Below are 25,890 nucleotides of genomic sequence, written 5' to 3' on the forward strand. Positions count from 1 at the left end.
TGTGCCCAGCTACGCCCCAGCACCCTCTCCCGGAAGGTGGTAGCCGGCGGTCAGAAGAGGGTGTCGCGGACCCGCAGCGGCCGGTACCCGGTGGGGCCGAGCTGGGCCAGTTCGGCGTCGATGTCGACCTCGATGGCGCCGAAGAAGTTGATGTTCTCGCTGTGCGCCGGAGAAATGTGCGCCAGCACCTCGTCATCGATGCGCCGCCCGGCCCGCCGCATCTGTTCGGTCGCCAGACCGTAATACTCCGTGGTCCAGGCGATGACGGCGTTGGTCGCCAACGTGAGGCACCATGCCTGTTCGGTCTGTCCCTCCAGGTGCCTCGCGCGCACGGTTCCTTCATGCGCGTAGAGCAGGTCGCGGCGGAGCGCGTGCAGGGATTCGCCCTTGTTGAGCTGGCGGGAGATCTTGCGTCGATAGCCCGGGTCGGACAGATACCGGGCGGCGTAGATCGTGCGCCGCAGCGCCCCGTACTCCTTGAGCGCCGCCGCGAGGGCGTTCTGCCGGCCCGACGCCGACAGCTTGCCGACCAGCAGCGACGCGGTGGCGTGCCCGAACTTCAGCGACCCGGCCAGCCGGAGCAGGTCGTCGTAGTGCTCGGCGATCAGATCGAGATTGCACCGCCGGGTCAAAAGCGGGCCCGCGTGCGGGAACGCGGACTCGACCTGGGCTCGCGGCGCCGCCCGGTACAGGGTGATCCGGCCCAGGTCCCGGATGCGGGGCGAGAGCTGCAACCCGAGCAGGTCGAACAGCCCGAAGTTCACCAGGGTGACGCCGTGCGTGTCGGTCGCATGCTCGGTGATCGGCAGATCCGTTGCATTGCCGAGGATTTCGTCCAGCACGTAGTGAGCTTCACGTCTCGTCGCGACGATGACCTTCGTGCCGTAGGTGGCGTGCTGATCGGTGACATGGGTATACGTGCTCAGTCCTTCGTTCGCGAAATAGCGGCTCAACGCTCTGGCAGTGACCGATTTGCCACGGGTCGGGAACCGCTGCCCATCACTGGAGGACAGGGTGCCGGCCCCGAAGATCGGGGTCAGCGGCAGGCGTTGGTGGTAGTCGATGATCGTCAGGTTCGCCGCCCGCAGCGTCTCCTCCCGCACATACCACTCCGAAGTCCAGGCCAGGATGTCGTAGGAGATGCCGGAGGCCTCCGCCATACGGGTGAGACCCAGGTTGGTGGAGTAGGCCAGCAGCACCGCGATGAGGTTGCGCTTCAACTCCGGGGTGCGGGACTGCTTACCGCCGGCGTGGGTGAAGCAGTCCAGGTAGCCGGTGCGTTTGTCCAGCTCGATCAACAGCGACACGATCGGCGCGAACGGCAGCATCTCCGTCAACTCCTGCTTCAACGCCACCGCTTCGGCCGGAACGTCTTCTGCCGACAGCGGCGAGACCACCAGGTCACCGGCCTCATCGAGACGGACCGGGCCGTCGCCGTCGGCGAGCACCTTCTCCAACTCGCTCATAGCGTCGTGCAGCTCGTCGGTGGCGGTCGCCAGGGCGCGGGCCGGATCAGCGGACTTGCCGACCAGGCGGCAGAACTCGTCACGCTGCGGCTCCCACGCCTGCGGGGTCAGCAGGTAAGCGGCCGGGTCGGCGTAGCGGCGCGACCCCGGCACGAACACGTCGCCGCTGCGCAACCCGTCCCGCAGCCCCAGCAGCACGCACAGCTCCCAGTAGTGCCGATAGGCGGTGGTGTTGCCGGCTTTGCGGGCCTCGTCGAGGTAGCCGCGCCACTTCGTCGGCACGAACCCCGTCGGCGCGTCGTCGGGCACCTTGCGGGTACCGGTCGCATTCAGCTCCCGCAGCATGTGCACCCCGATCAGCAGCTCGATCGCCGCGGTGCCGCCGGCGAACCGGACTGTCGACAGCACCTGCGGGGTGAACTGCCGCAGATAGGAGTACGAGCTGTCCAGAGCGGCCAGGTGCCCGTGATCGCGCGGCAGCCGAGGTTTGGCCTGCGCGACCGCGGCCCGCAACCGCTCCCATCCGATCCGATCGCCCCGGATCAGGCCGCCGATCTCCTCGTCAGGGATCTGCGTGTCGGTGATGATGGCCAGCAAGTCGTCGAGCAACCCCTGCCGATCCTCTCCGGCCTTACCGCGCTCGGCGAGCTCGTCGCGCATCCGGCGTTCGGCTTTGCTCAACCTGGCCGAGATCGCCTGATCGAACAGCTGCACCACCTCGTCGAGCACATCGGTGGCCGACTGAGCCAACACCGTGAGCAGGATCGGGTAGCGGCGTTGCGGATCCCGGCGTTCCAAGGCTTGGCCCGTCAAGCGTCGGCCCACAGTCGCCAGGAACCGCCGCCGCTCCGCCGGCAGCACCGACATATCCAGCTCATCCGCGCCCAGGTTGCGCAGGAACACCAGCTTCTCGACCTCGGCCTTCACCGCGGTCGCCGACGCCTCCACCGGGCCGGTCGACAACCACCGCAACCGCGACATCCCGATAGACGGGTCGGCGACCAGCAACGCATCCAGTTCCTTACACCGCTGCGGCGTGAACTCGCGCGCCAACCGGTCATAGGTCTCCCGCTGCGCCTGCGTGCGAGCATGCGCGACCCGGCGGACCACCGTGTCCGGGCCCGGCCGGATCACCCGCGCCGAGATCAGGTACTCACACGCCAGCCGGAACAACAGCGTCGGCGAATCGTGCTCCATCGCCCGCGCCAGAAGGAACTCATCCAGCTCCTTCAACTCCATCGACCCGGCAGGCCGCCACCCCAGATACTGGGCCACCAGCCGCACATGCTCGGTCCGCGTCTGCGCCCGCTTGCCATACGAACGAAGCTGCACCGCATCGACATTCAGCTGATCCGCCAACCGGGCCACCGCCACCGGCGGCGCCGACGACACCTTGTCCGGCACGAACCCCAGCCACGGCAAGGTGCACAACGCCACCGCCAGGCCCAGACGGACCGCAGGGCCCCTGCCCTGCGGAGCAACGAACGCCAGATCCGCCGGGGTCAGCGTGAAGTACCGGAACAACTCCTCACGACTGATCTCCGGGAACTCCCGCAGGCGCTGCAACTCCTCGTCCGCGAATACCCGCGTCGCCACGAACCCCAGCCTCCAAAACGCCGACCAACCTCATCGGCAGCCAAGCCAAGCACCAACCACCCCGGCCCGCAGCCCGAACCGAGAAATCACCGCCGACCAGGCGCTACGCGAACCTCGTTGTTTTTTGCGCCATTACTACCGGGACCCCCTCTTGACCGACAACCTCATGGGAAGCGCAGAGATTGCGAAATTCCTCAACATCAGCCGTCAGCGCGTGACCCAATTACAGGCAGAGCCCGACTTCCCTGACCAACTCGCGGATCTCACCATGGGAAAGGTGTACTCATGGCGCGAAGTCACGCGCTGGGCCCTCGCGACTGGCCGCCGCCAGACCTTCCGCGAATACCGCGACGCCGCGATCGACAGATATCGGGACGCCGACCCCCACGTCAACACGGACGCGCTCATCGAACAGTTCGACAAGATCATCACGCAGTACGGATTTTCCTTGGATGGAGCCGTTCCGGGCACCTACGCCGACCTCCTGCAGAGGGTGTGGCCCCGGGCGGCTGGATAGTGTTCGGCGACTCCGCGAAACTTCTCCGCGAAAATCGTCGGGCAGTGGATCGCCACCCACAACAATCCCCCAAAAGGACTGAGCACCAAGACAACCGAGACATTCCCCAAGGTTCCGCCCAGTACGTCGGCAGGTAGTGCGGAACCCCGCGGTCGGCATCCATATTGCGGCGGAACCGCTTCCCGCGGGCGCCGCGGCCCACGGTTTCGCGGCCGACCATGCGGGCGAGGCCCTGGCGGAGCTGATCGACGCTGTACGTCGTGGTTTCGGCCTTGCCGGTGTCGACGATCCTAGATCGACTACACCCACTGACAGTTGGGGCAATGCAGCATCGAGCCAGGCGTGAAGGGGCCGCCTGCTAGCGGGCCCCGCTACGCGCCGGCCGCAACCACAATCGGTGGCGGCAGGATCGGCTGCGTCGCCATCAACACCGCATACTGGATATCAGCCATCACCGTCCGTGACGGACTCCCCAAGCTGAGCAGCAGCGCCTCCCACCCACGCAGAGCCATCTCCATAGCGGTGTGGACACCCCACTGCGGCGTCCCATAATTCGGAGCTCCGATCAACCGCGTGGCCAACTCACCCATCTTCGCAGCCAGCAACTGCTTCACATCACCAGCGCCGCCCTCCCGGCCAATCTGAGACAACGCCAAGGCCCGCAGCTTCGCATCAGCGGCCGCATCCGGCCACTGCGCGAACATCTGGTCATGCTCACCGACCAGCCACTGGGCGACCGCCTGGACCTCCTCGGCCAACACCGCATCCGGCAGAGACATCACCCAACGCCAATGCTCCGGCGCCGCCAACTCCAACCGGTGCCGGCCACCAGGCTCATGCAGCGGATTCGGAATGATCACCCGACTCGCCTCATCGGCAGCCAATACGACATCACGCCCAAACCAGCCCGGCATACCAGGATGATAGGCGCGCGCCACAACGATACGGGGTTGCTCCCCAATAGCTTTCGCGTACTCGGCAAGCACAAGCGCCGACGGATCGAGACCACGCCAGGAGTGCCGCACGTCGGCCGGCACCCGCTCATCCAAGTGCGCCACCGTCACCCCTGCCGGCAGATACACGCCGGCAGGAATCCACGACAAACCGTGCCGCTCGGCGACGACGAACCGCATCGACGCACCGGCCCCAAACACCGCGCACGACCACCCACCCAAGATGAGGCTGCCAGCCGGCCGCTCCGGATCGTTGAGCGCAGACACCAACGACATCGCCGCACTGAACTCCGGAGTCGACCGAAGCCCCTCTCCCACCGTATGAGCCCCCATCTGCATAGCCTTCAGCGCGGCGTTCTTTCCACCGAGATTCATGATCCCCGGCGGCGGACCGGACACCGGCCCACCACCGCCACCTGGCGGCGGTGCTGCCGCCGCCGGAGGAGGAGCAACCGGCGACGGAGGCGGCGCAGCGTTGGGCACACCCGCCGTCGGCGGAGGCGCCAACGGCACACCCCCCGCACCCGCCGATATGGGCGGTGCACCCGCTGAAACCGGCGCGCTCGGCGACGACGACACCACCTGCTGGGGACCAGCCGGCGCCGAAGGAGTCGCCGCGGCCGGCGCCGTCGGCGCCAAAGGCGCAGGCGACGTCTGCATCGTCGAACCCGCAGGCGGCCTGAACGGCTGCGCAGCAGCAGTCGCCGCCGACGCACCCGTCGCAACCGGCGACTGCGAAAACCCTTGCGCCGCACCATTCAAGAACTGCTGAGTCGGATTCAGAGAAGCGGGCGACGCAGAAGCACCACCACCCGAGCCGAGCCCGGACAACCCACTACCGCCACCAAGACCACCGCCGGAGGGCGCGCTCGGCGTCGAGGGCATCTTCGGCATTGAGCTACCCACCGACGACAAACCCGACGTCGCACTACTCGATGCAGAGGTACTTGGCACTGTCGGGGCCGGAGCGCTGGCCGAACCCGGGGTTGCCGCCACATTCGGTTGCGAGTTCTCAACTAGACCTGCCGGTCGCACATCGCCTTTCGTCGAGTTTGAAAGCTCGGCGGGCTTTCCTGTATCACCCTTCCCGGTAGCACCGGTTCCGTCGCCAGCAGGACGGACATCGCCTTTCGAGTCGGTCATGCCCTGGCTCACATCGCCTTTTGTGCCAGGGATCGGATTGTCTAGCGCGGAGGTATCACCTTTGCCGGTTTCAGAGCCGGTACCTGAACCAGCGGGGACAATCGTTCCGTACTGAAACTGTGGGAATGGTTGGTCGTTGTGAATCAGCGGCTGTAAGCCGGGTGATGCTGGAGCCGTCGGTGTGTAAATACCGTCGTAGAGCTCCTGAATCGCTTGTTTGGCATCGTCGGTGATCTGTTTGATCTCAGCGCGTAGCTGCTGAATACGCTGTGTGCTCGCCTCGGACGGGAACAGGCTGAGGATTACTATCTCGGCCTCTTTCGAGGCGATCACCGCTTCAGCGACCATGGTGGTCACCGCGATCAAGAGCTTCCCTAGCGCGACACCCTCCGCCACCACGCCGGTTTCCGTGGCGCACTTGGCGAACCAACCAGATAGATCGGCGGCCATGCCGCCGACCTTGAACGCCGCATCGACCTGCGTTTCGAAGCCTTCTGGCAGCAACGTCTGGTACGTAGTTCCGTCTTGGTACGACTTCTGCTCTGCGGTCCCCGCACCGGTGCCAGCCTTCGCGAGCGCTGTCGCCACCTTCGCTATGCCCAGCTCATCGATCTCAGGCCAATGGTCACCGATCAGCCCATGCGGACTCGGCGGCTTCTCAATCATGCGGACTCGCTTAGCGCGGTCCCGTGACGGTGCACACGCTGTTCACTGAATTACCGAAATCAGTCACCGCCTGCCAGAGCCGCTGATCGTTCGGCTGGTAATTCGGCAGCCGATTCGCGTACGCGTCCTCGTACTGCGCCTGGCTGCGCATCAAGGTGGCCAGCAGATCGTTTTGCGCCTTGTCCGCGAGTCGACGCAGGTCATCAGCTTCCGCGCGGAGCGTCGGAATCACCGCCATATTCGCCGCTCGTTGGTCGGGAGTCCATTGAGCAGCGGAGATATTCGGATCGATGGCAACCCAGGCCGCGCGCTTCGCGCGATAACCATCTGCCAGTGGAGACCATTCGGCGCAGACGGGATCCGCCGACGTGGGCACACTCACGTCGATCGGCGGCGCTTCTGCGGTCACGGTCACCGGCGCTGGCGCGGTCGGCGCGGCGGTGTCGCGAGTGCCAGACCCGATGAGCCCGCCGATCACTCCACCCACGATGAGGGCGGCGGCAGCGGCGGCGCCCGAGACGGCGAGGAGCCGGCCACGGCGACTGGGAGCTTCAGGTGCGGCCAGGCTGATCTGCATCATCGCGCCCGAGTTGTTGTGGAGCTCGCGGACGGCAGCGTCGATCGCCGACGCGGGCGTGCCCATGTCGGTGAGACGCTTCACGTATTTGGCGAGCGGGACGGCGCCGGCGCTATACATAGGTGCAGGGCCGGTGGTGTCGCCCGGCATGAACCGCTGGATCAGGTCTTCGCGGAGGCCCGACTCGCGCGCCAGTTCAGCCGCGCTGATCCAGCGGCCGGGCGCGGTTTGTGGTGCGTATGTGGTCATACGTATCGTGTCTCCCCGCTTTGGTTGACGGTGGCGGCGCCTTGCTGGTCGGCGGCGGTGATTCGGTCAGCTGCGGTAGCGAGGCCCTGGCGGAGCTGATCGACGCTGGTGTTGTACGTCGTAGTCTCGGTCTTGCCGGTGTCGACGATGGCCTGCAAGGCGGTCGAGATCGCGGTGCTTTTAGTGTCGCTTCCCGTGGGGATCTCGGGCGTGTCGGTGGACAGGTGCATACTCGCCGAGTGCGCTGCCTGCGCGCCGGCTGTCGTGTCACCGCGGATCGCCATCGTCTGCCTCCCCTATTTGTCCAGGTAACCAGTCTAAGCGTTCTGTCGCGAATCCGACAGAGACAGGGTTCGTGCAGGTCAGGGCTCTGAGTGGTCCGCTGGGGCGATCTCGTACGTGGACGCCCCCCTTGGGCCCCGGCCAGACTTGCCTCGTTGAACAACCATGTTCGATCGTCAGGAGATTTGGCGGTCGGCCTCCAGAGATGCCCGCAGCAGCTGGTCGCTGCCAACCAGTTCGCAGTTGTGCGTGTACGCGAGGTCTCGTGCCGCGCGGGTGAAGGTCGTGTTGGTCACGACCATGCTGCTGGTGCAGCCATGGTGGATCGCCCCGGCTACTACTTCCTGGACCGCGGATACGCCGACTGGTTGGGAAAGCCGCTTGCATTGGACAGCTTTCCGTATGTGTCCGGAGACGGCGATGAGATCGACTCCGAAGTCCCCGGTTCGAGCCGTGTGGGTTACGTGCCATCCGACGTGGCGGAGCAACTCTGCGACGTAGTCCTCAAATTCTTCGCCAGTCATCAGATTGATCTCATCTGAACGGTTCGCTGCAGCGGGGCCCCCGGGGTGCAGGATCTTGCGCTCGATTTGGATCACCGCGAGAGCGACTGTTGCCACCCACTGCGGGTCGGCGAAGCGGAAGTTGCCGCTCATTGTGCGGTTGGTCGATTCGAATATGACCCATGGCGGCTTGTAGTGCACGCCGAGAACTTTGCTGAGGCCGACTTCTCCTGCCCCTTGGAGGGTCCGAAATTGGATGCGTTTGTCGGTGATAATCAGCGACCCTTTTGTGGCCTGGGGGCCTGATTTGAGTTCGCGCCAACGGGTCGCTTGCACCCATACGTGGCAGCGTTCACCTCGGGGCAGCATGAGCGAGTTCTGCTCGTCGACGGTGGGTAGGTGTCCTGCTCGGGCCATGGTTAGCTGGTGCTCTCGTTGGAGCTGTTGATTGAGAGCTACAGCGGATTGTGGCCATCCCAGGGCGGCGGCAGCGCGTTGGAACAGCACCAGGGCTTCTGCGGTCACGTTGCCGTCGAGCAAAGCGGTGGAAGCGCACCTGTTCAACCAGTCGCCGGCAAGGTCGGCGATCAGGTTGTCAAGCGGCAGACTGACGGCGTTGCGCCACTGTTCAAGGTTTGCCCAGTCTTGGCTGAGGGGCCCTGAGCTGGCGAGTATGTTCGCCGCGGCATATCTGTACTGTGGCCCCAGATGGGCGATGGCCTGTCGACAGGTGGCGCAGTATCGCTTCTTGCGTACCGGTGTCCGGCACCGTTCGCAGTGCGCGTTCGCGAGGTAAGCCACGCCGTAAATGGTAAGTGCGCTGGCCGACCTCTACGGGCTATCTCGGACAACCAACGTTCCAGGGCGGAGTCCGGGTATTCCTCATACAGGCTGGAAGGCTCCTGTCTGGTGGCGTTCAGCCCTTCGCGCCCGATCTGTTGACCGTTGCCAGCGTGATTACGGCACGCCTCTACTTGTGCGAGGGTGAGACCCTCGCCGATGCGAGGTCAACGGGAATGACGGGTGGGAGCGGGTGCGTGTCGGCCACGGCAGCCGTGCAGACCGCACGCTCACCCACGTCGATGCACCGGCGGCGCGTCGCGCTGCGAACTGTCGAACGGGGCATCACCAGATCCTGCATCCGGTGAAATGCTCGACGGAGACACGTTTATCCATCTCGCCCGGTTGGCGCTCGCCGGTGTCAGACATCGCCATGTACATCCGCTGGCAGGCCCACCAGTTGCGTACCGTTGTCCCCAGACAGCCCGAAGCACTCGAAGCGCTCACGGAGAAAGTTGCCGGCGCCGACGCCGCTTCGTGACGACCAGTGAGTGAGGTTCAGTTCGCTGCGTTGTAGGCGTCGATGATTGGGGTGGGGATTCTGCCGCGACGGGAGATCTTATGACCGTTGGCCAGAGCCCATTCACGAATCGCCCTGGAATCTGATGCCGCCGCAGCGATTTTACGTGGCGTGGTCTTGCGCCGCGTCGCCGCTTTAGGCTTTGGTTTCGGTTTCGCCGACTGTCGGGGCGCAGGGCGGGCTTTTCTGCGCGCTGCCCTGGCATCGCGCGCTTGGGCTTTCTTGGCTGCGTTGATGTATCGCGCCATGTCCTTGTCGAACTGGGCGGCGTTTTTGTCGGTTAGGACAAGGGAGTACTCCTGGCCGCGGTATGAAACGTTAACCGTGTCAACGTTTTCCGCGTCAATGGGGACTCCGTCGATGTCATCGACGTACTCTATTGTCACGATCTTGCCCACGCAGCCTCCAATTCGGTGAATTGACTGTCGTTGTGGAGCCTAACAGCCTGTGGGTTTGCTGCATTGGCGCGAATCAGTACCGCAGTCGGCGGTTGAAATCTTCGGCGGCCGTGTAGGCCCAGACCATGCAGCCGGGATGAAACCCCGGCTGCATGGCCGTTCTAGAGGCTCCTCCGATACCGCCCGGCCCGACGCAGGCGAACCCGAACCCGCTGAACAGCAGCCCCTTGTGCCACGATCCTCACCACGCGGCGAATCGCCACCTAGCGGTCTTTCAGCTGTTGTCCGGGCACCTCTTCCTGGGGCGGAGTGAGGTCGAGGGCGAACCGGTACGCCCGAAGATCGTGCGTCGCTCAGTGCTCACGGTCGGCATCTTTGGGACACCCGCCAATCCAACGCGAAGCGCACTGGCATCGGAGGCATGTCTCCGCGGTGCTCTCGTGTTATTTCGGACGATCGTTGTTCATTGGCGCCGGTGCGGGCCAGTTGTTGCAGAAGTCGACGAATTGCCGCACCAGGGCAGCCAGGTCGTCGGCCGCATCGGCCTCTTTGTCTTGATCGCCAGATGCGGCGGCGTTGACGAAGCGCTTTTCTGCCGCGTCGAGCGAGCTGATGTAGCTGTCCAACGTCGACAACATCATCTCGGTGTCAGCGTCAAGTCGGTCAGTACTGTCCGTGGGCACCGCGGGTGCGGGCTGAGGCGGGTCGATGGCGTCAACGATCGCGTTCAAATCAGCGTCCGTGGGGTCACCGAGAAAGCGCCAGAAAACGTCGCGGCAGCTGGCGTCGCGGCGGATGCGCTCGACGAGGCCTAATCGGTCAAGGGCGCACAACTGCGCGTAGATTCGGTAACCGGTCTCACTGTATCGGTGTGCGCCGAGCAGCTCGCAGGCGCGGCGCGTCGATATCGGCAGCGGCCACTCGGTGCGTAGTGCGGCGAGTATCTGGTCGCGGATCGCGATCGTCCGGGCGGATGGCCTACCCATGACGGTGCGTACCTAACGCGGCTCGCCGCCGGCGCCGCGGTGTCGTGTGCGGAAGTGCGTTAGTCCGGATCATTGGATCGCGCTTTGGTTAAACAGGGCGGCGGCACTTGGGTTGATACGGAGGGTCGGCGCGACGTCGGGATCTCCGATCGCGTGAGTGTTCGACACGGTGACGCCCGTCGGCACCAGCAGCCAGTCACGGGCTCCGATCCAGCCGATCGCCAGCGCAACCGCGCCTAGAGTCGCCTCGACCTCGTCAGAACCGCACTCAGTATCTGGGTTCGCCCAGTTGTCCCGGTGCAGATAGAGCAACGGGGAACCCGCAATTGGATCCACCACGAACTTGATGCCCATTCTGGTTGCATCGTGCTTGACAGCCTCGGCCGCTGCCACGGCGCCAACCCGCTCATCGCCGTCGGACACGAAGTAGCGGGTTCGTAACTCGCCCTCGGTCGACACTCTCCCAGCATTCAGGGTGAAGTCAGGGCCGCCGAACCCGTCGTCGTAGAACTCCACCGCAGCAGACCATCCATCGACACCATTCACAACACTTGTTGCGAATCGGAGGGTGATGCCGGTGGCCCAGTAATTTCGACCGATCATCTCTTTATGACGCTTCGCGCTTGGCGCGGCCTGGGAGCGTTTCTCGGGCGAATTCCAGACCGCGGCACGTAGGTATCCAGACCAGGTACTTGGTTTGGTCGTCGTCTGAAACGGCCGTGACGTCTGGTAAAGGGGTGCCGTCCTCGTCTCGGGTCTTGACGGCTTGGATGTACACGTCGCCGTTTTCCGCTTCGTACGCGACGCTCATCTCCGTGGCGCGGCGGTTATAGATGGCGATTGGTCCCTCGCCGTAGCCACTTGCGAAAAGCCATTGGATGTCAGCGCCGGTCATCGTCAGCAGCTCAGCCGGAATCGTGTCGGCAAGAACTTGATCCTCTTGGTCAATCTCGGTCATACTTCGCCAACTCCTTTGAGTTCGTTGGTATTTGCGTCTTTGTTGACGGTCTGCGCGGGGCGGAATATGCCTTGGAATCCTGGTCCTGTTGGATGCTGCTGGCCGGCGGGGCCGATCAGTCGACCGTTGCCGGCGACGATTGCGGTGTGGTCGGCGAATACTGCGATGTCGCCGGGCCTCGCCGATGCGAGGTCAACAGGAATGACGGGTGGAAGCGGGTCGCGGGTGTCGGCGTCCCGGGGCTGTGGCTCGGCCCACAGCAGGTCGGCCGCACTGCGTGAAATCGGGCCGACGGCTCCTCGGTTGCGGAGGTTGTCTCGCGCCTCGGTGTCGGTGAGGGCCTGGCGTACCGCGGCCGCCGCGTTCGGGTTGAGGACGGCCATGGCGGTGGGCAGCGGCGATTGGGCAGCGGGGTGGGTGTCAGACCGGCGATCGCCAGGACCGCGAAGAGAACGCCCAGCCCGCCACCGCCACAGCAGCTGCGCAATCCGCGACCGCATCAGGCATGCCCTGCTTCACGCGCGAGACGACCGCGGCGGAACGTGGTGTTCCAGGCCTGCGCTGATGCGCGCCGCACCGTCTGCATGCGGGTTGGCGATTCCGGCTCGTCGTCGACGGGCTCGGATAGCCACGACACAAGCGCCAGTCCGATCATCGCTGTCAGCAGCGCCGCCATCACAGCTAGCAGCGGTTCAGCGACAGCGACGGCAACCATCGCGAACCCGAAACTGATTTCCCATCCCGACGTCAGCGGGTGTGTCCACCACTGCGGCCCCGGCACGAGGCCGTCGATCAGCAGCGCCAGCGCGTAGCTCGCCACCGCCAGGCTCGCCAATGACTCCACGTCTCTGCTTTTGAAGGGTCGGTGGTGGCCTTTGCCGTACGGCGGCCGCCGAGTCAACACCGACGCCGCGACGCGGGGACCGCTGACAACAAGGCAGCGCGCGGACCAAAGCAGGATCGGGTAGGACAGCACTGCCAGTGCCCATGGGGCTAGGAACTCGGAAATGAGGTGCGGTGTCATGATCATCGTTGCGGTCCTTCCTTGGTGGTGGGCGGATGAATGTCACGGGTAGCCACCGCCTTTGGTGGCGCGCCGTGCACGGGTAGAAGTGGTTGGAGGTCAGGCGGCCGCGGAGCCGTGGTGGTGCGGTGCAGCGAATCGGCAGCGTGGAGGCGTCGAATCGCGGCGAGGAAACACTTCATGGGGTTAATGCTTGGCAGCGGTCGGGGCGGTTTCAAGAGGACCGTGCAACGCGCGGCCGGTTTTCGATTCGTACGGACTTCACCTTTCACCAGCGGCGTGAGTCCCCTCTTCGTACGCACTCGCCGGCAGTTGGGGTCAGCCCGCCGCGGTCCTCCATCGCTTCGGAGGCGCGCCGTCGGGGGTCTGGTCTCAGGTGATGACTTCGCGGCAGCACCCGCTGCTTGTTGGTGCGTAGAGAGCTGTCGGGTGGCGCTGGCGGAGCATGTTCAGCGGTACCAGGTGGAGTTGACTCCGCGGCTGCACATGCAGATGTCGGGTCCGGTGGGCATTCGCAGCGCCACCCCGATGCCACCGATGACGACGAGGGCGCACGCGGTGGTCAACACGACCGCTACCGTCGTTGTCCGCAGCCTGGTGGTGAGTGGCACTGGGCAGAGGATCCGGACAGTGATCACCATGGCGATACCGGTGAAGAAGAACGCGCCGATGGTGGCTGTCGTGAACGGGAAGACCCGGGTGTAGGCGTTGGTGAGGAGCTCAATCGGAGTCATGACTCACGCTCGGCGGCGCGGGGGTGTCGGTGATGATGCCGGATCCACAGGGATGGCGGCCGGGAACGAGTGGCCGGCGCCGGCGCTCCTGGCGTGCGGCTCGCGCCAGAGCACGTCAGCCGCACCCCGTGATATCGGGCCGACCGTTACCCGCTTGCCGAGGTCGTCGCGCACCTCAGCGTCGACGAGAGCCTGGCGTACCGCGGCCGCCGCGTTCGGGGTGAGTGCCCCAGCTGTGGGCTGCGGCGAATGCGCATCGGGATGGGTGCTGCGACGCCGAATCGCGGCGAGGAAACGTTTCATGGTCTCGATGTTTGGCCGCGGCCGCAGTGAGTTCAAGAGGAGTTCGGGTTCCCTTGGCTGCTAGGCGGCTTCGAATCTTATCGGTTCATCGCAGATGTCGCCGGCCCAGGGGCCGGACCCGTGTGGGGGTCGGTATCGCCCCCGGCCGCCGTGCACCCGATCGGCACCAACACGTACCCAGGAATCGCCGCCAGGAAACGATGCTCAGGGTGGTCATAGTCCAGCGGCCTTATTGGCCTCAAAAACCTTCGCTGCGTAGGCGTCGATATCGAGCGTTGGCACAGTGTGTGCGGTGTAGGTTTCAAGCGCGATCCGCAGATGCTCGTCGCGCAGCCGTCGCTCTATTGATTGACCGTCGGCGGCGTCGCTTGCGTTCATGTGGACACTCCTGCCTGGCCGATTTCGCCGGGCAGCGGTGGCTCTGCGATGAGCCTCGTCTCTTGGAGGACCGTTTCTTTGACGCCTTGGCGCAGCATCGCCTCGGTGCGGTGCTGTCCGTTGATGTACCACACGTTGCCTGGTTCGCGGCCGAGCTCGATGGACTCGTACAGGAGCGTTCTCGCGGCCGCGGCCACGCTCGGTGGTACGTCGTCGGCGATCTGGCCGCCGTCTTGGATGGCTTGGATGGCTACCTCCACAGCTTCGGCCCAGTCCGCGGTCATGTACGGCGTCATGTCACGGAAGAGGCGGCGTGGCGGGAGGTCTTTCACCGGGAACCGGCGCCAGACGTGGGCGTACTTGGGTGGCGGTGGTGTGTAGGGCACGAATCCGGCGCCTTCGTCCCATTTGGCACCGAGCCGGTTCAGGGTCTCGATGTCGGCGGGGTCGGTGGCATGGTGGCAGTCGAATATCCCGTCGACGTCGAAGTCGAGCGTCACGATCTGCGGGGAGTCCTTGAATTTGAAGAGTGGATCGAGGACGTTGGCGATCAGGATTGGTGGCGCTGGCTCGTTGGGGAAGAACTGTGCCCAGGCGTCGGAGCGGAACATCTCGGCGCCGTTGATGTGCCCGGGCCCGGTGTCACCGGCGCGGCGGGTGATCACCGCGAACGTTCGGCCGGTCTCGTCGCGGAAGGCCTGGGCCCGTGATGTCCACCCGTCCCGGATCGTCCACATGTGGACGTCGGCGAGCCTTCCCTTGGTCCGATGGGGCGGGCGGCGGCGGATTCTTCGGATCAGTGCGCGCATGTCGTGAATGTAGTTGGCGGAGGTGACAACTGGCCGTCGCGCCGGAAATAGGACTACGCGCGTGGACGCGGTTCCGGTTTCGGATCAAATCCCTCAGGGCAGTGCGATCCTCAGCGCCTCGCTGATCTCCTTCATGGTTTGTGGTGATAGGGCGCCGAGTGGTGCGGTGAGTTCGTCGTGGTAGAGCTGGATGATGTCGTCGACGAGGACGAACCCGGCGAGGGGGTCAGCGGGTGTCAGCGGCACGACTGTCGGTATGTGTGCGTTCTTGCTTGTTGTGGTGATTCGAGCTGCGAGAACGGTGTCGAGGTTTCTGTTCCGTGAGTTGTTGCTGAGGATCACCCAGGGTTTTGGGCCGTGTCCGAGGTCGACCCGGTATGCCTGGCTGCGCATCCCGCGATTCACAGGTTGGCCTCTGTCCGGCGGGCGTATCGGTCACGCGCCGCGCGTCGCTCAGTGTGGGCAGGTTCGTTGTTGAACTCTTCGGCGAGTTGGGCGTATCCGGTGTCGAGGACTTGTTCGCGGAGCGCTTCGGCACCGGCCTGAAGCAGTGCGCGGAGAGCGGCTGCCTCGGATTTGATGTCCTTCTCGCCGTGTTTGTTGGCCCATTGGCGAAGCACCTCGAACGATGCTGAGCCTTCGCTGAGGTAGGGCGCGATTGCGGCCTCGTCGGCGTCTTTGAGGATGAGACTCACTCGCTTACTCATGGCGCATACTTTACACCGGTTTCTGGCGCACTATCCGGCGTACATTGTGAGGCCTGAAAGGCCGAAGCGTCAGCCGCCAGTCGCGTTACTTAAGGTTATTCGGCTTCCATCACGCGGCCAGCAGCGGCGGCCCGGCCTCTCGGCTACCGGCGGCGTAGGTCGACACCGAGCATTGCCGACAAGAACGCATCGAGTGCGTCGGTGGCCGGTCCAAAATTCCTCGGGCCGGCTGGTTCGTGTGGGTGCTCGACGCTGGTTTCGACCGGTTCGCCCCGGTTTTGACAGACCAAGAATCGGCGGCCACCGCGTTCGACGGCGTAGATCATGCGCTGCTCCACGCGGTCCGGGTGCTGAGGGACGGCGCCGGCAGCAGCGGCCCTGGCTGCATCGTCCCACTCGTCAGCGCGTGCGGGCACAGTCACCGCCCACGCCTCGCAGAAGAACGCCAACCCGAACAATCCTGGCGGAACAGCCCGCCGCAGTGCGTCCTGCTGGGCGGCGACCTCTCGGGCCAATCCGGCCAGCACATCAGTCGGGCGATGCCCGGTGTCGAAGACACTCTGATCGATCGGGAACAGGTGCATCGCGACCTTGCCGGCGGTGAGTTCGAGCCAGTACAGCTGCGCCGGTTCATCCCACTGGCCGCGAGCGGTGATGTTCTCGACCAGTGCGCGCGACACCTTCTCCACGAAACCCACGGCGGTTACCGCCGTCCTTGGAGCTGGGTGGCGGCCACGGCGCCGTGGCGTCGAAGCAGCAACGGATGCCCTCTCCGGGGCGCGAAGCGCAGTCCTGCGCCGCGGCCCAGCTGATAACCGTCGTTGGCGAGCAATGTCATGCGCCGTTTCTGCCGATCTGTTCATGGAGGATGTCATCGACGAGGTCGCGGGCATGCTGTTTGATCGGCACGTCGGGGAAGAAACGGTCGACGATGACCCAGATTTCGCCTGCGGTGGTGATGCCGAGGTCGCGGATAAGGATCCGGATGTCGTCGGCATCGCGGACAGCACGCGCGGCCAGGACTTTCATAGCCAACAGGTGATCGGCCGGGGTGGCAGCGACTTGCAGGTAAGGGTGATCGAACACGCGAGGGCCTTCGCCACGGTTGCGCGCGACGTAGCTGGCGGCCTGGTTGTTCATCCAGGTCGACGGCCACCCGTTCTCGGCGGCCACCTCGCGGATGGCGTCGACCATGGGCCCGTCGGGTTCGAAGAGGGCATCAATGTCGCGGGTGACAGCTCGGTGCGGGTTATAGGCCAACAGCATTGCCGCGCCGCCGAATACGTGCACCTGTCCGACGATGTTGCGGCGCTCAAGCTTCTTAGCGAGTGAGGTGAGCGCGCGGAGGACTTCGGTGGCGTCGAAGAGTGGTTCTGGCATGAGGGCTCCGTCGTGGGTGAGGTCGCGGCGGTCGAGGAAGACGCCGCGGCGGCGGAAGGAGCCAGGGGTCCACAGCATCGCCTGAATGCGGGCTGAGGGCAGTGTGCTGATCCACCAGGCGCGGTACAGGAAGCGGTCCGTGGTGGCTGTCCACAGTGGGGCGGGCAGACCGTAGCGGGACGTGATGTGCTCGGCGATCGCAGCCAGGAGGGCGTCATAGCGCAGGTCGCCGGTCAGGGGTGGTTCTTCGGCGACGAGCGAGAGAGCTGTGGCACCGCCCTCATCGGCGCCACGGGTGAACTCGAAGAACAGCCGCAGCCGAGTGGGGTCGTCATCGGGGTGTTCGGCGATCGCCTGCGCGATGGTCGACAGGCTCGCGGCCGCCGTGGCGGGCGTTGGCGGGGTCAGGTCGGTTCGGGCGCCCTGGCGGCGGCGGACGGAACGTATCTCGGCGACGGGGTAGCCAGACGTGCGGCGGATGTGGCGGCTGGACAGGATCGAACGGGCACGCGCGGGAGTGACGCCCCAGTGCTGGGCAGCCTGGTCGACGGTCCACAACTCCACACCACCAACATACGCGCATTACGCGCGCAGGTTGGTGGCGAGGTGCGTTCGGCCCTCTTGCGGAACCAGCGCGTCACAGGCACCCGCCGACCCGGCCCGACCTACCATGGAAACCCGGGAGGGCCACCATGACGGAACAGCTCAGCTTCGAAGACCTGGACGCAGAAGCGTTCGACACCGTATCCGCAGTCGCCGACGACACCCGGGGCTGGCGTGGACCGGCAGCATGCGCCGTTGTGGGCATCACCTACCGACAACTCGACTACTGGGCACGCACCGAATTGGTCCAACCATCCATCGCCACCGCATCCGGATCCGGAACCGTGCGCCTCTACAGTTTCCGTGACCTGCTCGTGCTCCGGATCGTGAAGCGACTCCTCGATGCCGGCATATCTCTGGCCAACATTCGCACCGCCGTCGCAGCGCTACGCGACCGCGGTGTCACGGACCTCACCGGACTCACCCTCGTCTCCGACGGTGTCGGCATCTACGAGTGCACCACCGCCAGCGAAGTCGTCGACCTGCTCGCCGGCGGCCAGGGCGTCTTCGGCATCGCCGTCGGGGCCGCCCTGCCGAGCCTTCGCGAAGACATCCGCCAATTCCCGTCGGAAACAGCCACCGGCGAGCACCAACCCGGCGCCGTCGCCGACGAACTCGCCAAACGACGCAACCAAGTCGCCTAAAGGGAGAACTCGTGGGCTACCTCAGCGAAAGCGATAACCTGCTTGTCGCCAACGGCGTCGACGTCGGCATCGCGGTCGACACACACGAGCAGATGTCGCTTGTCGAAATCACTCCGAACCTGCTGGCCGAACTCCTCGGCGATCACGCCGAAGCGGTGAGCGTCCGATCCGGAATCGTCTTCTGGTTCAGCGCAGCCGGAACATGGGCGACCGTCAACAGGATGGCGACGCTGAACCTGCTCGCCGCCAGCTCCTTTCTGCCGCGCACCGTACCGTTGCTGTGGGGCCCGGTACTCATCGCCGGCGCCGCGGTCGATGGAAAACCACGAGGCCTCACCGACGAACAAATCGGCGCGTTGTCAGACGGGCCGGCGCCGAACTGGCTCGAACAACGCGTCCTGTTGCTACGTCAGCAGCGAGCCGAACGACGTCGACGCAACAACACACTCCACCGTCCGGCGTAAGCCGTCACGATGTGGCCCGACGACTTCATCCACGGACACGCCGGCCGATCGCGGCGCTAAGTGCTTCTAACTCCAACAGCACATCCCGAGCCGCCCAGATCCGATTGCGCCGCGACGCAGACACCACGTCAAGCACGCCGGCCTCCGTGAGCCGATCCAACGCCTTGTTCGTACTCGGCTCACTGGTCCCAGTGATCTCAAAAGCGGTCGCGGCGTTCAGGATTGGCGTTGCAAGCAGCCGATCCACAAGCTTCTCGTCCGCTGAATTCGCCCGTGGTCGGGCCGCAGAGCGCCAGCGGTCGGGCAGTGCGCTCAAGCGCGCCGCGGACCGCTCGGCCGCCGAACTCGCGATCACTGCCGCCTCCGACACGTAGCGCACAAAGCTATCTGCATCGCCGCGGCGGTATGCCGTCAATTCATCGAAGTAGCGGCTGGTGTCGGCGAGCATCACCGACGCCAGCGGAACCGTGACTCGCCGGGTAAGCCCACGTCGGCGCAGCGTCGCGCTGATCAACGCTCGACCGATGCGCCCATTGCCGTCGGTGAACGGGCGAATCGACAGAAACTGCGCGTGCGCGATCGCCGCCTGGGCCACGATGGGCAGGTCTGTGCGGCTGGCGAACGCCAACAGATCCGTCATCAGGTCGGAGACCAGCTCGGGCGGGGGTTGGGAGCTGTTGCGTGGTGAGTGTAGTTAAGTGTGCGTAAGTGTGTTTGAATTGGGGTTGTGAATCTGGCGGCTTGGGCCGAATCGGTTGGGGTGAACCGGCATACGGCTTATCGCTGGTTTCGGGAAGGAACGCTGCCGGTGCCCGCTGAGCGGGTGGGCCGATTGATTCTGGTGCGTACGACCCCGGCCGGCGAGGGCGCGGCGGGGGGCGTGGTGATCTATGCCCGGGTGTCGGCGCATGATCAGCGCGCCGATTTGGATCGCCAGGTGGCCCGGTTGACGGCGTGGGCGACCGCGCAGGGTCTGACGGTGGGGCAGGTCGTTACCGAGGTCGGATCGGGTCTGAATGGCAAACGCCCCAAGTTGCGCCGCATCTTGTCGGACTCGGATGCGAAAGTCATTGTCGTGGAGCATCGTGACCGGTTGGCCCGCTTCGGGGTGGAGCATCTGGAGGCGGCTCTTGCCGCTCAGGGCCGCCGGATCGTGGTGGCCGAGCCCGGCGAGACAACCGATGATCTGGTGCGCGACATGATCGAAGTCCTGACGTCGATGTGCGCCCGGCTGTACGGGCGGCGCGGGGCGCGAAACCGGGCGATGCGCGCGGTGACGGCCACCAAACATGGACCGGGCGAGGCAGCATGATCGTGCAGATGCGCACCCGGGCGCAGGCCGCGAAGGTGGCCGCTGCCACTGGCGCAGCGCATCTAGCTGGTAAGCCAAAATCTGATGGCGCACAGACGTTGTCGCGGTATGTTGATGTGGGTGCCGATTTCGAGGCGCACCGGGCGGCGGTGGAATCGGTGTCGGTGCTGTTCGACCTGTACGACGGCGACGTCGATAGCTACGCCCAGACGGGGTCGCCCGGTGCACCGTTGCCTTCCGGGTGGACGGTGACGGCAGCGAAGTTCGAGGTCGAATGGCCCGCCGAGCCGCAGCGGGCGGGGTTGGTGCGCTCACATTTCGGCGCACGACGCAAAGCATTCAATTGGGGCCTGGCCAAAGTGAAAGCCGACCTGGACGCCAAAGCCGTTGATTCGGGCCATGAGTCGGTTGGCTGGGATCTGGGCTCGCTGCGGTGGGCGTGGAACCGCGCCAAGGATGAGGTGGCGCCGTGGTGGGCCGAGAATTCCAAGGAGGCGTACTCGTCGGGACTGGCCGATCTTGCGCGGGCGCTGGATAGCTGGTCAGCCAGCCGCAACGGCACACGGCGGGGTCGCCGAATGGGGTTTCCGCGGTTCAAGTCCGCGCGCCGCGACGCCGGCAGGGTGCGCTTCACCACCGGAACGATGCGTGTGGAGGCCGATCGGCGCACCATCACCGTGCCCGTGATCGGCGCACTGCGATCCAAGGAGAACACCCGCCGGGTGCAGCGCCACGTGGCCACCGGGCGCGCCCGCATTCTGAACATGACGCTGTCGCAGCGCTGGGGCCGGTTGTTCGTCTCGATCAGCTACGCGCTGCGCCCGCCGGCCACTGAGCCCACGGTGGCCCAGCCGAGCGTGATCGCTGGCATCGATCTCGGGGTGCGCACATTGGCCACCGTCGCAACCATCGACACCGCCACCGGCGTCGAAACCCTTGTCGAGTACCAGAATCCGGCCCCGCTGAAAGCCACGCTTGCTGCGCGGCGGCGGGCCGGACGCGAACTTTCCCGCCGCATCCCCGGATCGCGCGGCCACCGGGCAGCGAAAGCCAAGCTGACCCGGATGGACCGGCGGTGCGTGCACCTACGGCGGGAAGCCGCCCATCAACTCACCACCGAGCTGGCGGGCAGCTATGGCCACATCGTGATCGAAGACCTCGACGTGGCCGCCATGAAACGCAGTATGGGTCGGCGCGCCTACCGGCGCTCCGTCTCCGATGCGGCGATGGGTTTGGTCAGGCCAATGTTGGCCTACAAGACCGCCCGTCACGGCGCGGTGCTCACAGTTGCCGATCGTTGGTTCCCGTCCAGCCAGATCCATCACGGCTGCACCACACCGGACGGCATCCCGTGTCGGCTGATCGGTAAAGGGCACATCGACAAACTGCTGGTGTGCCCGCACACCGGCGAAGTCGTTGACCGCGATCGCAACGCCGCGCTCAATCTCCGTGACTGGCCGGATTACGCCAGTTGTGGTCCAGTCGGGACCACGGCCCCATCGGTACCCGGGCCAACCAAATCGGTTGGTACAGGCCATGGCGCGGACACCGGATCAGCCGGTGCCCGCGGAGCATCCGTAAGACCCCGCCCACGCGGGGCCGGACGCGGAGAGGCCAAAACCCAAACCCCGCAAGGGGACGCCGCGTGAGTGCAACTCAAACACACTCAACGGCAACGGAGCCACGTACAGCGCATCCAAGGGGGCGTGTAATCGCTGCCGCCGATCCAGTTCTGCACCGTCCGCAGCGCACCACCCTCTGCAGCCGCGTAGTAGTCCGGCGACATCAGCAACCGATGCGCCTCCAGAACGCCCCCGAGCGTGATCGGACCCGCTCCTGCCGCCTCGACCATCGCCGCCAGGGCCCGTGTCGCCGCCAACTGTGACTGCACCTCGTCGCTGGCCCGCCCACCCGCGACCGCCTTGGCAAACGCCCGCCAACCAGCATCGACATGCTCGATCTTCGATGACGCGACCGACTCACTGCGCAGTAGAAAATCAGCCAACGGGGCCAGGTGCTCGCCGAACCCGGCCTCAAGCCGCGCCACCGCGACAATCGCGTCCTCGTGCACGCGAGTTGTCGGACCGGTCGGGTTGTAATCAAGGCCGGCGATGACGGGCGGGATGGTCACATCAACGGAGGACAGGGTGCGGTCAGCGCGGCTGCCGTGCCGGCCGTGCCACCCGCGGCCGGGTCTCAGGGGTGTGTGTTTCAGGCGAGGTGTTCGTGGACGGCCTGCTCGACGAGCAGGGGAATGAAGTCGCGGTTGTGGGTGTCGAAGTCGGAATGGATGCGACGGACGATTGTTGCGATCGCCTCCGGGGCGACCGTGGGATAGGTGATTCGCAGCTGGGCTACGAGGTTGTCGATGGCCGCGTATTCCGCGGCCCGCGCGGTGTGCTGATCTTCGCTGTATTCGGCGCAGGGGGTGTCGCGGTGCTCGCGGTTGAAGGCGTCGTGTGCGGCGACGATGTGGTCCGGGGTGGCTTCGGGATGCTCGTGGGCGAGCGCGTCGATGGCGAGCCATGTCGTGGGGCCAAGTGCCGCGGTGTGGTGGGGTCGGCGGCCCCGGGCGATGGCCGCGCTGAGCAGTTCGCGGAAGATCTTTTCGGCCAGGTCGGTCGATTCTGCTGCGGGCATAGCGGCGAGAGTACGGGCCGGCGGTTACGTGTCGGCGACATGCATGTTGCGGACCACGGCGCCTTAGTGGCGGTTTAGTTATAGCGTCGGGCATATCGCTGCAGAATCTCCGGGTGCGGTCTGATCAGCTCGGGGTCATCGAGGTCGATCCACGTGTCGGTGCCGATGAAGCCGTCGTTTGGCTGCTGAGCTGTCCGATCCGGGCCTGCCCGCGCCCGTGATCTCACGGATCCGGAAAAAGGCTTGGGTTGTGATGTTGCTCGTACTCCGACTTGATCTGGACGAGGTCGCCGACGTCGAATCGCTTCGTCATTTCGAGTCTTCTTGCCTGCGTGTGGTTTTCGCCCGGTTGCCGCTGTGCGGGCTGGGGTGTTCGTTTCTGTCGGCGGGTTGGTGCTGTGGGGTGCTGGTTGCGTCGTTGCGGATTTGGCGTAGTCGTTCGCGGGTGTAGCCGGTGCGTCGGACGAGTTCGGCTTGGGTGCCGCGGGGGCCTGCGTCGAGGCGTTGGCGTATGACGTCGTGTAGGGCTTCGAGGGCTTCGGCTTCGGCCGTGCGGGCCCGTTGCAGGCGTGTGAGGGCGCGGTCTAGGTCATCCACGTCAGTAAGCATAATCTATTTGGCCAAGTCGACTTGGCATATGCCAAGTGCGTTTGGCATACTGAGGGTCATGATCGCCAGCCCCCAGGTAGTCGAGACCCACGAGTGGGAGATCCCGGCCTACAAGCTGGACGCCTTTCAGGCCAAGATCGCCCAGGCCAACAAGAAGCTCGCCCGGGCCGGTCTGGATGCCCGTTTCGAGGTCTCCTACGAGGAATTCGAAGTCAAGAAGAACGTCTCGGCTGTCGATCGCTTCGTGGTGAGCGGCCATGACCCGGTGTATGTCTACGAGCTCTGGGTGCGCGCCACGTTGACCGGTCCGCTGACGCTGCGGCACGGCCATTTCACGTTTGTCGCCAGCTTGGTCGCCGAGGAAGCCGGGATCACCGTCCACTCCGCTCCCGGCCAGGAGCTGGGCGGTTACGCGCCTAAAGGGACCAACGAGTGCGATCACTGCAACGTCGCCCGGTCCCGTACACGGCTGTACCTGGTGCGTGATGAGCGGGACGGCTCTATCGTCCAGTTGGGTCACTCCTGCATCGAGTTCTACACCGGTATCACCCCGAAGGGGTTGTGGGCGTTGGCGTTCGACGAGGAGCTGGCGGGCTTCACGCGTGACGATCCCGACGGCGGATTCGGGCCGCGCTCATACGGCGCTTCGGTCGACCTAGTGCTGGCGTACGCGTTCGCCCACTCGGACAAGGGTCGCGCCTACGTCCCCTCCTCGGGCTTCGGTGTCGCGACGGTCTCGCAGGTCCGCACCAGCCTGTTCTCCGATATCAACCGTCTCAAGGAAGCCGACCGCGACTACTTCATCGCCAAGGGTGCCGAGGCGGCCACCTACCTCGCCGACACGGGTTTGATCGCCGCGATCAAGGCCGCCGTCACCGAGACCGCAGCAGATAGCGATTACGGCCGCAACCTGCGGGTCGTCCTGGCCGGTGAGCATGTGTCCGGCCGCAACGTGGGCATCCTGGCGTCTCTGGTCAAGGTCTACGCCCGCCAGCAGCAGCTCGAAGCCGAACGCAAGGCCCACCCTGTCGTGGCCGGCTTCATCGGTGAGGTCGGCGAGCGGGTCCGGGACATCTCGGCGACCGCCAAGACGGTCGTGTACTCCGAAGGCGACTACGGCATGAAGACATTCCTGGTCGCCATCACCGATGACGGGCACACCGTGGTGTGGAATGCCAGCAAGGCGCTCGACATCGAGGTCGGCGACACGTTCACGATGGGCGCGGCCACCGTCAAGGCGCACGAGAACTATCACGGGGTCGACCAGACCGTGATCACGCGGCCGTCGAAACTCGCGATCAGTCCCGCCGCAGCACCGTCGCTGGCTTCAGGCTGATATGGGTATCAAGTCCGGTACAACGCAACGCTCATCAGAGATTTGGAGAGCACAGTGAGCGCAGAGGCAGACGACCTGCTCTGCGATGGAACGTGTTCGGATTTTCGGTACTTCGACGATGAGTGGAGCATCTGGATCTGCTCGCTCTGCGACCGACCTCTGGCGGTCACCGATGCCGAATCGGCGCAAGCCGCGAGCCGACAGAAGGAGCGGCAATGACGTACGTCCGAAGAGCTGCAGGAACATCGACGCAGTCCAGACTGCCGCGTGCGACGACGGAAGATGCGAGCCAAAGCGCAGAGAACTGGATATATCCAGGCGGTCGTATGGCATGGCCGATTTTCATGACGTTCTCATCTGTGACCGATGGCGCTAATGGCCTGCGCGTATGCGCCTATTTGGCGACAGGGCGCGGGTAGTTTGAACGCGAAATGTTTCACCTCCACACCTACACGATCTCCGCAGTCGATCCGCGGCTGATCAGCGGGCTTCCCTGGCGCCGGACCGCTTAGGATCGAGGCCATGGTGCAGACGCTGCATGCCAGCCACAACGGGAGTCTCTACCTTAAGCAGCTCCGTGGAATCGCCGATGTCGCGGACCTCGTCCGCGAGCACCGACTGGAAACCCTCACCAGTGCTGACGGGCGCATCGTGTTCTGGTTCAGCGCTCACAGAACCATCCGGCTGGTGAACCGCAATGCGGTCAAACTCCTGCTGTCCACAACGAATTACACCGCGCAACAAGTGCCGTTGCTGCTCGGCAATGTTGTGCTGTCCGGCCGCAACGCCAGCGGCGGTCTGGCGGATCTCACCGATGAGCAAGTGCGTTGGCTGGTCGACGTGGAACTGGGCGTCCGCGACGACTGGGTACTGGACAGGCGGTTCGCCCGCTATGTCCGTGAGCAGCGGCGGCACTCCCGGGACGAAGAGGCGGCGCGCTCGGCGGCTCTATTGCAGCCGCCGTCATAAGCGCACAGATCCCGGGGATTTCCTGCCTGATGGCGCATTTGCAGTCTGGGACACTGGACACATGACAGCGGTGAGTGTTTTCGATGGTGGGCGCCACTTGACCCATCTTCTGACCGATGGTGGCGTAGTTGGTATTCCGCGCTGGTCTGGTCAGTCCTCCACCGCTGTCGAGCTGCTGCTTCCCGTCACCTATGAGGGCGTGACGTTTTGCCCTGTCGAGGTCCATCTCGTGGACTACGACGTGACAGTTCGCGCACCGTTGGATTCCCTTGCACACCTTCATGAATGCCCTGAGGCTAGTTGTATGCAAGTGTGGCGGCGCGC

Annotated in this window: 30 protein-coding genes and 3 pseudogenes; 10 read left to right on the forward strand and 23 right to left on the reverse strand. The window is 65.1% G+C overall.

Features of this window, described 5'->3' with window-relative positions:
* Positions 1-50: 50 nt before the first annotated feature.
* Positions 51-3,062: a Tn3 family transposase gene (locus AC5Y5O_RS28580; RefSeq protein ID WP_017682184.1), complete on the reverse strand. Its 3,012-nt coding sequence runs from the start codon at positions 3,060-3,062 to the stop codon at positions 51-53.
* Positions 3,063-3,213: 151 nt separating this feature from the next.
* On the opposite strand from AC5Y5O_RS28580, the gene AC5Y5O_RS28585 reads away from it, so the two are divergent.
* Positions 3,214-3,579 carry a hypothetical protein gene (locus tag AC5Y5O_RS28585; protein ID WP_005113574.1) on the forward strand — a complete coding sequence of 122 codons (366 nt, stop codon included), beginning with the start codon at positions 3,214-3,216 and terminating at the stop codon, positions 3,577-3,579.
* A gap of 371 nt (positions 3,580-3,950) precedes the next feature.
* On the opposite strand, the gene AC5Y5O_RS28590 is transcribed toward AC5Y5O_RS28585, so the two are convergent.
* Positions 3,951-4,931, reverse strand: coding sequence for an EspK C-terminal domain-containing protein (locus tag AC5Y5O_RS28590; RefSeq protein WP_500028376.1), 981 nt, complete (start codon positions 4,929-4,931; stop codon positions 3,951-3,953).
* Between the two features lie 76 nt (positions 4,932-5,007).
* Between AC5Y5O_RS28590 and AC5Y5O_RS28595 the strand changes: the two genes are divergently transcribed.
* Positions 5,008-5,304: a hypothetical protein gene (locus AC5Y5O_RS28595; RefSeq protein WP_500028377.1), complete on the forward strand. Its 297-nt coding sequence runs from the start codon at positions 5,008-5,010 to the stop codon at positions 5,302-5,304.
* A 1,047-nt stretch (positions 5,305-6,351) separates the two neighbouring features.
* Here AC5Y5O_RS28595 and AC5Y5O_RS28600 read toward each other — a convergent pair.
* The 3 genes from AC5Y5O_RS28600 to AC5Y5O_RS28610 all read right to left on the reverse strand — a co-directional run bounded on the left by AC5Y5O_RS28600 (position 6,352) and on the right by AC5Y5O_RS28610 (position 8,105).
* Positions 6,352-7,068, reverse strand: coding sequence for an ESX-1 system-associated protein (locus AC5Y5O_RS28600; RefSeq protein ID WP_500028378.1), 717 nt, complete (start codon positions 7,066-7,068; stop codon positions 6,352-6,354).
* A gap of 95 nt (positions 7,069-7,163) precedes the next feature.
* Positions 7,164-7,451: a hypothetical protein gene (locus AC5Y5O_RS28605; RefSeq protein ID WP_005113578.1), complete on the reverse strand. Its 288-nt coding sequence runs from the start codon at positions 7,449-7,451 to the stop codon at positions 7,164-7,166.
* A gap of 174 nt (positions 7,452-7,625) precedes the next feature.
* Positions 7,626-8,105, reverse strand: coding sequence for a restriction endonuclease (locus tag AC5Y5O_RS28610; RefSeq protein WP_416046323.1), 480 nt, complete (start codon positions 8,103-8,105; stop codon positions 7,626-7,628).
* Positions 8,106-8,985: 880 nt separating this feature from the next.
* On the opposite strand from AC5Y5O_RS28610, the gene AC5Y5O_RS28615 reads away from it, so the two are divergent.
* Positions 8,986-9,273, forward strand: a complete 288-nt coding sequence (locus tag AC5Y5O_RS28615; RefSeq protein WP_032703737.1) for a hypothetical protein — start codon at positions 8,986-8,988, stop codon at positions 9,271-9,273.
* A 17-nt stretch (positions 9,274-9,290) separates the two neighbouring features.
* On the opposite strand, the gene AC5Y5O_RS28620 is transcribed toward AC5Y5O_RS28615, so the two are convergent.
* The 14 genes and pseudogenes from AC5Y5O_RS28620 to AC5Y5O_RS28685 all read right to left on the reverse strand — a co-directional run bounded on the left by AC5Y5O_RS28620 (position 9,291) and on the right by AC5Y5O_RS28685 (position 17,553).
* The gene (locus AC5Y5O_RS28620; protein WP_005113582.1) at positions 9,291-9,710 is read right to left on the reverse strand and encodes a histone-like nucleoid-structuring protein Lsr2; all 420 of its coding nucleotides are present in this window, start codon (positions 9,708-9,710) and stop codon (positions 9,291-9,293) included.
* A gap of 443 nt (positions 9,711-10,153) precedes the next feature.
* The gene (locus tag AC5Y5O_RS28625; protein WP_005113583.1) at positions 10,154-10,696 is read right to left on the reverse strand and encodes a hypothetical protein; all 543 of its coding nucleotides are present in this window, start codon (positions 10,694-10,696) and stop codon (positions 10,154-10,156) included.
* 69 nt (positions 10,697-10,765) lie between these two features.
* The gene (locus AC5Y5O_RS28630) at positions 10,766-11,212 is read right to left on the reverse strand and encodes a hypothetical protein (protein ID WP_232530491.1); all 447 of its coding nucleotides are present in this window, start codon (positions 11,210-11,212) and stop codon (positions 10,766-10,768) included.
* 91 nt (positions 11,213-11,303) lie between these two features.
* On the reverse strand, positions 11,304-11,654 hold the full coding sequence (locus AC5Y5O_RS28635) for a hypothetical protein (RefSeq protein WP_005113585.1): 351 nt from the start codon (positions 11,652-11,654) through the stop codon (positions 11,304-11,306).
* Positions 11,651-12,154 (reverse strand): hypothetical protein, encoded by a 504-nt coding sequence (locus AC5Y5O_RS28640; RefSeq protein ID WP_232530490.1) that lies wholly within the window; start codon positions 12,152-12,154, stop codon positions 11,651-11,653. Before AC5Y5O_RS28640 ends, AC5Y5O_RS28635 begins: the two co-directional genes overlap by 4 nt.
* Complete coding sequence (locus tag AC5Y5O_RS28645; RefSeq protein ID WP_005114911.1) at positions 12,154-12,684, reverse strand: hypothetical protein; 531 nt, start codon at positions 12,682-12,684, stop codon at positions 12,154-12,156. Before AC5Y5O_RS28645 ends, AC5Y5O_RS28640 begins: the two co-directional genes overlap by 1 nt.
* Positions 12,685-13,127: 443 nt before the next feature.
* Positions 13,128-13,412, reverse strand: coding sequence for a hypothetical protein (locus AC5Y5O_RS28650; RefSeq protein ID WP_005113588.1), 285 nt, complete (start codon positions 13,410-13,412; stop codon positions 13,128-13,130).
* Between the two features lie 3 nt (positions 13,413-13,415).
* A complete protein-coding gene (locus AC5Y5O_RS28655) occupies positions 13,416-13,715 on the reverse strand; it encodes a hypothetical protein (RefSeq protein ID WP_232530489.1) in 300 nt (99 codons plus the stop codon).
* 213 nt (positions 13,716-13,928) lie between these two features.
* A pseudogene (locus tag AC5Y5O_RS28660) lies at positions 13,929-14,060 on the reverse strand (antitoxin); the annotation flags it as partial.
* A gap of 29 nt (positions 14,061-14,089) precedes the next feature.
* The gene (locus AC5Y5O_RS28665) at positions 14,090-14,902 is read right to left on the reverse strand and encodes a hypothetical protein (protein WP_232530488.1); all 813 of its coding nucleotides are present in this window, start codon (positions 14,900-14,902) and stop codon (positions 14,090-14,092) included.
* Positions 14,903-14,995: 93 nt separating this feature from the next.
* Positions 14,996-15,295: a type II toxin-antitoxin system PemK/MazF family toxin gene (locus tag AC5Y5O_RS28670; RefSeq protein WP_005113592.1), complete on the reverse strand. Its 300-nt coding sequence runs from the start codon at positions 15,293-15,295 to the stop codon at positions 14,996-14,998.
* Between the two features lie 8 nt (positions 15,296-15,303).
* Complete coding sequence (locus AC5Y5O_RS28675; protein WP_225345681.1) at positions 15,304-15,609, reverse strand: hypothetical protein; 306 nt, start codon at positions 15,607-15,609, stop codon at positions 15,304-15,306.
* Between the two features lie 143 nt (positions 15,610-15,752).
* Positions 15,753-16,307 carry a hypothetical protein gene (locus AC5Y5O_RS28680; RefSeq protein ID WP_005113594.1) on the reverse strand — a complete coding sequence of 185 codons (555 nt, stop codon included), beginning with the start codon at positions 16,305-16,307 and terminating at the stop codon, positions 15,753-15,755.
* A 136-nt stretch (positions 16,308-16,443) separates the two neighbouring features.
* The gene (locus AC5Y5O_RS28685) at positions 16,444-17,553 is read right to left on the reverse strand and encodes a DUF6036 family nucleotidyltransferase (protein WP_005113596.1); all 1,110 of its coding nucleotides are present in this window, start codon (positions 17,551-17,553) and stop codon (positions 16,444-16,446) included.
* Between the two features lie 128 nt (positions 17,554-17,681).
* Between AC5Y5O_RS28685 and AC5Y5O_RS28690 the strand changes: the two genes are divergently transcribed.
* On the forward strand, positions 17,682-18,236 hold the full coding sequence (locus AC5Y5O_RS28690; RefSeq protein ID WP_005113597.1) for a MerR family transcriptional regulator: 555 nt from the start codon (positions 17,682-17,684) through the stop codon (positions 18,234-18,236).
* Between the two features lie 11 nt (positions 18,237-18,247).
* A complete protein-coding gene (locus AC5Y5O_RS28695) occupies positions 18,248-18,700 on the forward strand; it encodes a hypothetical protein (RefSeq protein ID WP_005113598.1) in 453 nt (150 codons plus the stop codon).
* Positions 18,701-18,725: 25 nt separating this feature from the next.
* Here the strand turns inward: AC5Y5O_RS28695 and AC5Y5O_RS28700 are convergent.
* Positions 18,726-19,367, reverse strand: a pseudogene (locus tag AC5Y5O_RS28700) (Fic family protein); the annotation flags it as partial.
* 60 nt (positions 19,368-19,427) lie between these two features.
* Between AC5Y5O_RS28700 and AC5Y5O_RS28705 the strand changes: the two are divergent.
* Complete coding sequence (locus AC5Y5O_RS28705; RefSeq protein WP_005113602.1) at positions 19,428-20,012, forward strand: IS607 family transposase; 585 nt, start codon at positions 19,428-19,430, stop codon at positions 20,010-20,012.
* Complete coding sequence (tnpB, locus tag AC5Y5O_RS28710; protein WP_005113603.1) at positions 20,009-21,661, forward strand: IS607 family element RNA-guided endonuclease TnpB; 1,653 nt, start codon at positions 20,009-20,011, stop codon at positions 21,659-21,661. Before AC5Y5O_RS28705 ends, tnpB begins: the two co-directional genes overlap by 4 nt.
* Positions 21,662-21,678: 17 nt before the next feature.
* Here the strand turns inward: tnpB and AC5Y5O_RS28715 are convergent, their stop codons facing one another.
* The 3 genes from AC5Y5O_RS28715 to AC5Y5O_RS28725 form a co-directional block, all read right to left on the reverse strand.
* Positions 21,679-22,143 carry a Fic family protein gene (locus tag AC5Y5O_RS28715; protein ID WP_005113604.1) on the reverse strand — a complete coding sequence of 155 codons (465 nt, stop codon included), beginning with the start codon at positions 22,141-22,143 and terminating at the stop codon, positions 21,679-21,681.
* 80 nt (positions 22,144-22,223) lie between these two features.
* Positions 22,224-22,652, reverse strand: a complete 429-nt coding sequence (locus AC5Y5O_RS28720) for a three-helix bundle dimerization domain-containing protein (protein WP_005113605.1) — start codon at positions 22,650-22,652, stop codon at positions 22,224-22,226.
* Positions 22,653-22,961: 309 nt separating this feature from the next.
* Positions 22,962-23,249: a hypothetical protein gene (locus tag AC5Y5O_RS28725; RefSeq protein WP_032703736.1), complete on the reverse strand. Its 288-nt coding sequence runs from the start codon at positions 23,247-23,249 to the stop codon at positions 22,962-22,964.
* A gap of 70 nt (positions 23,250-23,319) precedes the next feature.
* Between AC5Y5O_RS28725 and AC5Y5O_RS28730 the strand changes: the two genes are divergently transcribed.
* The 3 genes and pseudogenes from AC5Y5O_RS28730 to AC5Y5O_RS28740 all read left to right on the forward strand — a co-directional run.
* The gene (locus tag AC5Y5O_RS28730; protein WP_005113609.1) at positions 23,320-24,597 is read left to right on the forward strand and encodes a hypothetical protein; all 1,278 of its coding nucleotides are present in this window, start codon (positions 23,320-23,322) and stop codon (positions 24,595-24,597) included.
* Positions 24,598-25,119: 522 nt separating this feature from the next.
* Positions 25,120-25,566 (forward strand): hypothetical protein, encoded by a 447-nt coding sequence (locus tag AC5Y5O_RS28735; RefSeq protein ID WP_005113611.1) that lies wholly within the window; start codon positions 25,120-25,122, stop codon positions 25,564-25,566.
* Between the two features lie 61 nt (positions 25,567-25,627).
* Positions 25,628-25,890, forward strand: a pseudogene (locus AC5Y5O_RS28740) (hypothetical protein); the annotation flags it as partial.

It is taken from the genome of Mycobacterium sp. NGS40, assembly GCF_059812735.1.

What these genes read in the sequence shown, in the direction of transcription:
- AC5Y5O_RS28720 (WP_005113605.1), bottom strand. Translation starts at nt 22,652, where the DNA reads ATGCCCGCAGCAGAATCGACCGACCTGGCCGAAAAGATCTTCCGCGAA.
- tnpB (WP_005113603.1), top strand. Translation starts at nt 20,009, where the DNA reads ATGATCGTGCAGATGCGCACCCGGGCGCAGGCCGCGAAGGTGGCCGCT.
- AC5Y5O_RS28650 (WP_005113588.1), bottom strand. Translation starts at nt 13,412, where the DNA reads ATGACTCCGATTGAGCTCCTCACCAACGCCTACACCCGGGTCTTCCCG.
- AC5Y5O_RS28670 (WP_005113592.1), bottom strand. Translation starts at nt 15,295, where the DNA reads ATGCGCAGCCAGGCATACCGGGTCGACCTCGGACACGGCCCAAAACCC.
- AC5Y5O_RS28735 (WP_005113611.1), top strand. Translation starts at nt 25,120, where the DNA reads ATGGTGCAGACGCTGCATGCCAGCCACAACGGGAGTCTCTACCTTAAG.
- AC5Y5O_RS28730 (WP_005113609.1), top strand. Translation starts at nt 23,320, where the DNA reads ATGATCGCCAGCCCCCAGGTAGTCGAGACCCACGAGTGGGAGATCCCG.
- AC5Y5O_RS28675 (WP_225345681.1), bottom strand. Translation starts at nt 15,609, where the DNA reads ATGAGTAAGCGAGTGAGTCTCATCCTCAAAGACGCCGACGAGGCCGCA.
- AC5Y5O_RS28605 (WP_005113578.1), bottom strand. Translation starts at nt 7,451, where the DNA reads ATGGCGATCCGCGGTGACACGACAGCCGGCGCGCAGGCAGCGCACTCG.
- AC5Y5O_RS28665 (WP_232530488.1), bottom strand. Translation starts at nt 14,902, where the DNA reads ATGCGCGCACTGATCCGAAGAATCCGCCGCCGCCCGCCCCATCGGACC.
- AC5Y5O_RS28610 (WP_416046323.1), bottom strand. Translation starts at nt 8,105, where the DNA reads ATGAGCGGCAACTTCCGCTTCGCCGACCCGCAGTGGGTGGCAACAGTC.
- AC5Y5O_RS28655 (WP_232530489.1), bottom strand. Translation starts at nt 13,715, where the DNA reads ATGAAACGTTTCCTCGCCGCGATTCGGCGTCGCAGCACCCATCCCGAT.
- AC5Y5O_RS28640 (WP_232530490.1), bottom strand. Translation starts at nt 12,154, where the DNA reads ATGCGGTCGCGGATTGCGCAGCTGCTGTGGCGGTGGCGGGCTGGGCGT.
- AC5Y5O_RS28645 (WP_005114911.1), bottom strand. Translation starts at nt 12,684, where the DNA reads ATGATCATGACACCGCACCTCATTTCCGAGTTCCTAGCCCCATGGGCA.
- AC5Y5O_RS28625 (WP_005113583.1), bottom strand. Translation starts at nt 10,696, where the DNA reads ATGGGTAGGCCATCCGCCCGGACGATCGCGATCCGCGACCAGATACTC.
- AC5Y5O_RS28600 (WP_500028378.1), bottom strand. Translation starts at nt 7,068, where the DNA reads ATGCCGGGCGACACCACCGGCCCTGCACCTATGTATAGCGCCGGCGCC.
- AC5Y5O_RS28635 (WP_005113585.1), bottom strand. Translation starts at nt 11,654, where the DNA reads ATGACCGAGATTGACCAAGAGGATCAAGTTCTTGCCGACACGATTCCG.
- AC5Y5O_RS28690 (WP_005113597.1), top strand. Translation starts at nt 17,682, where the DNA reads ATGACGGAACAGCTCAGCTTCGAAGACCTGGACGCAGAAGCGTTCGAC.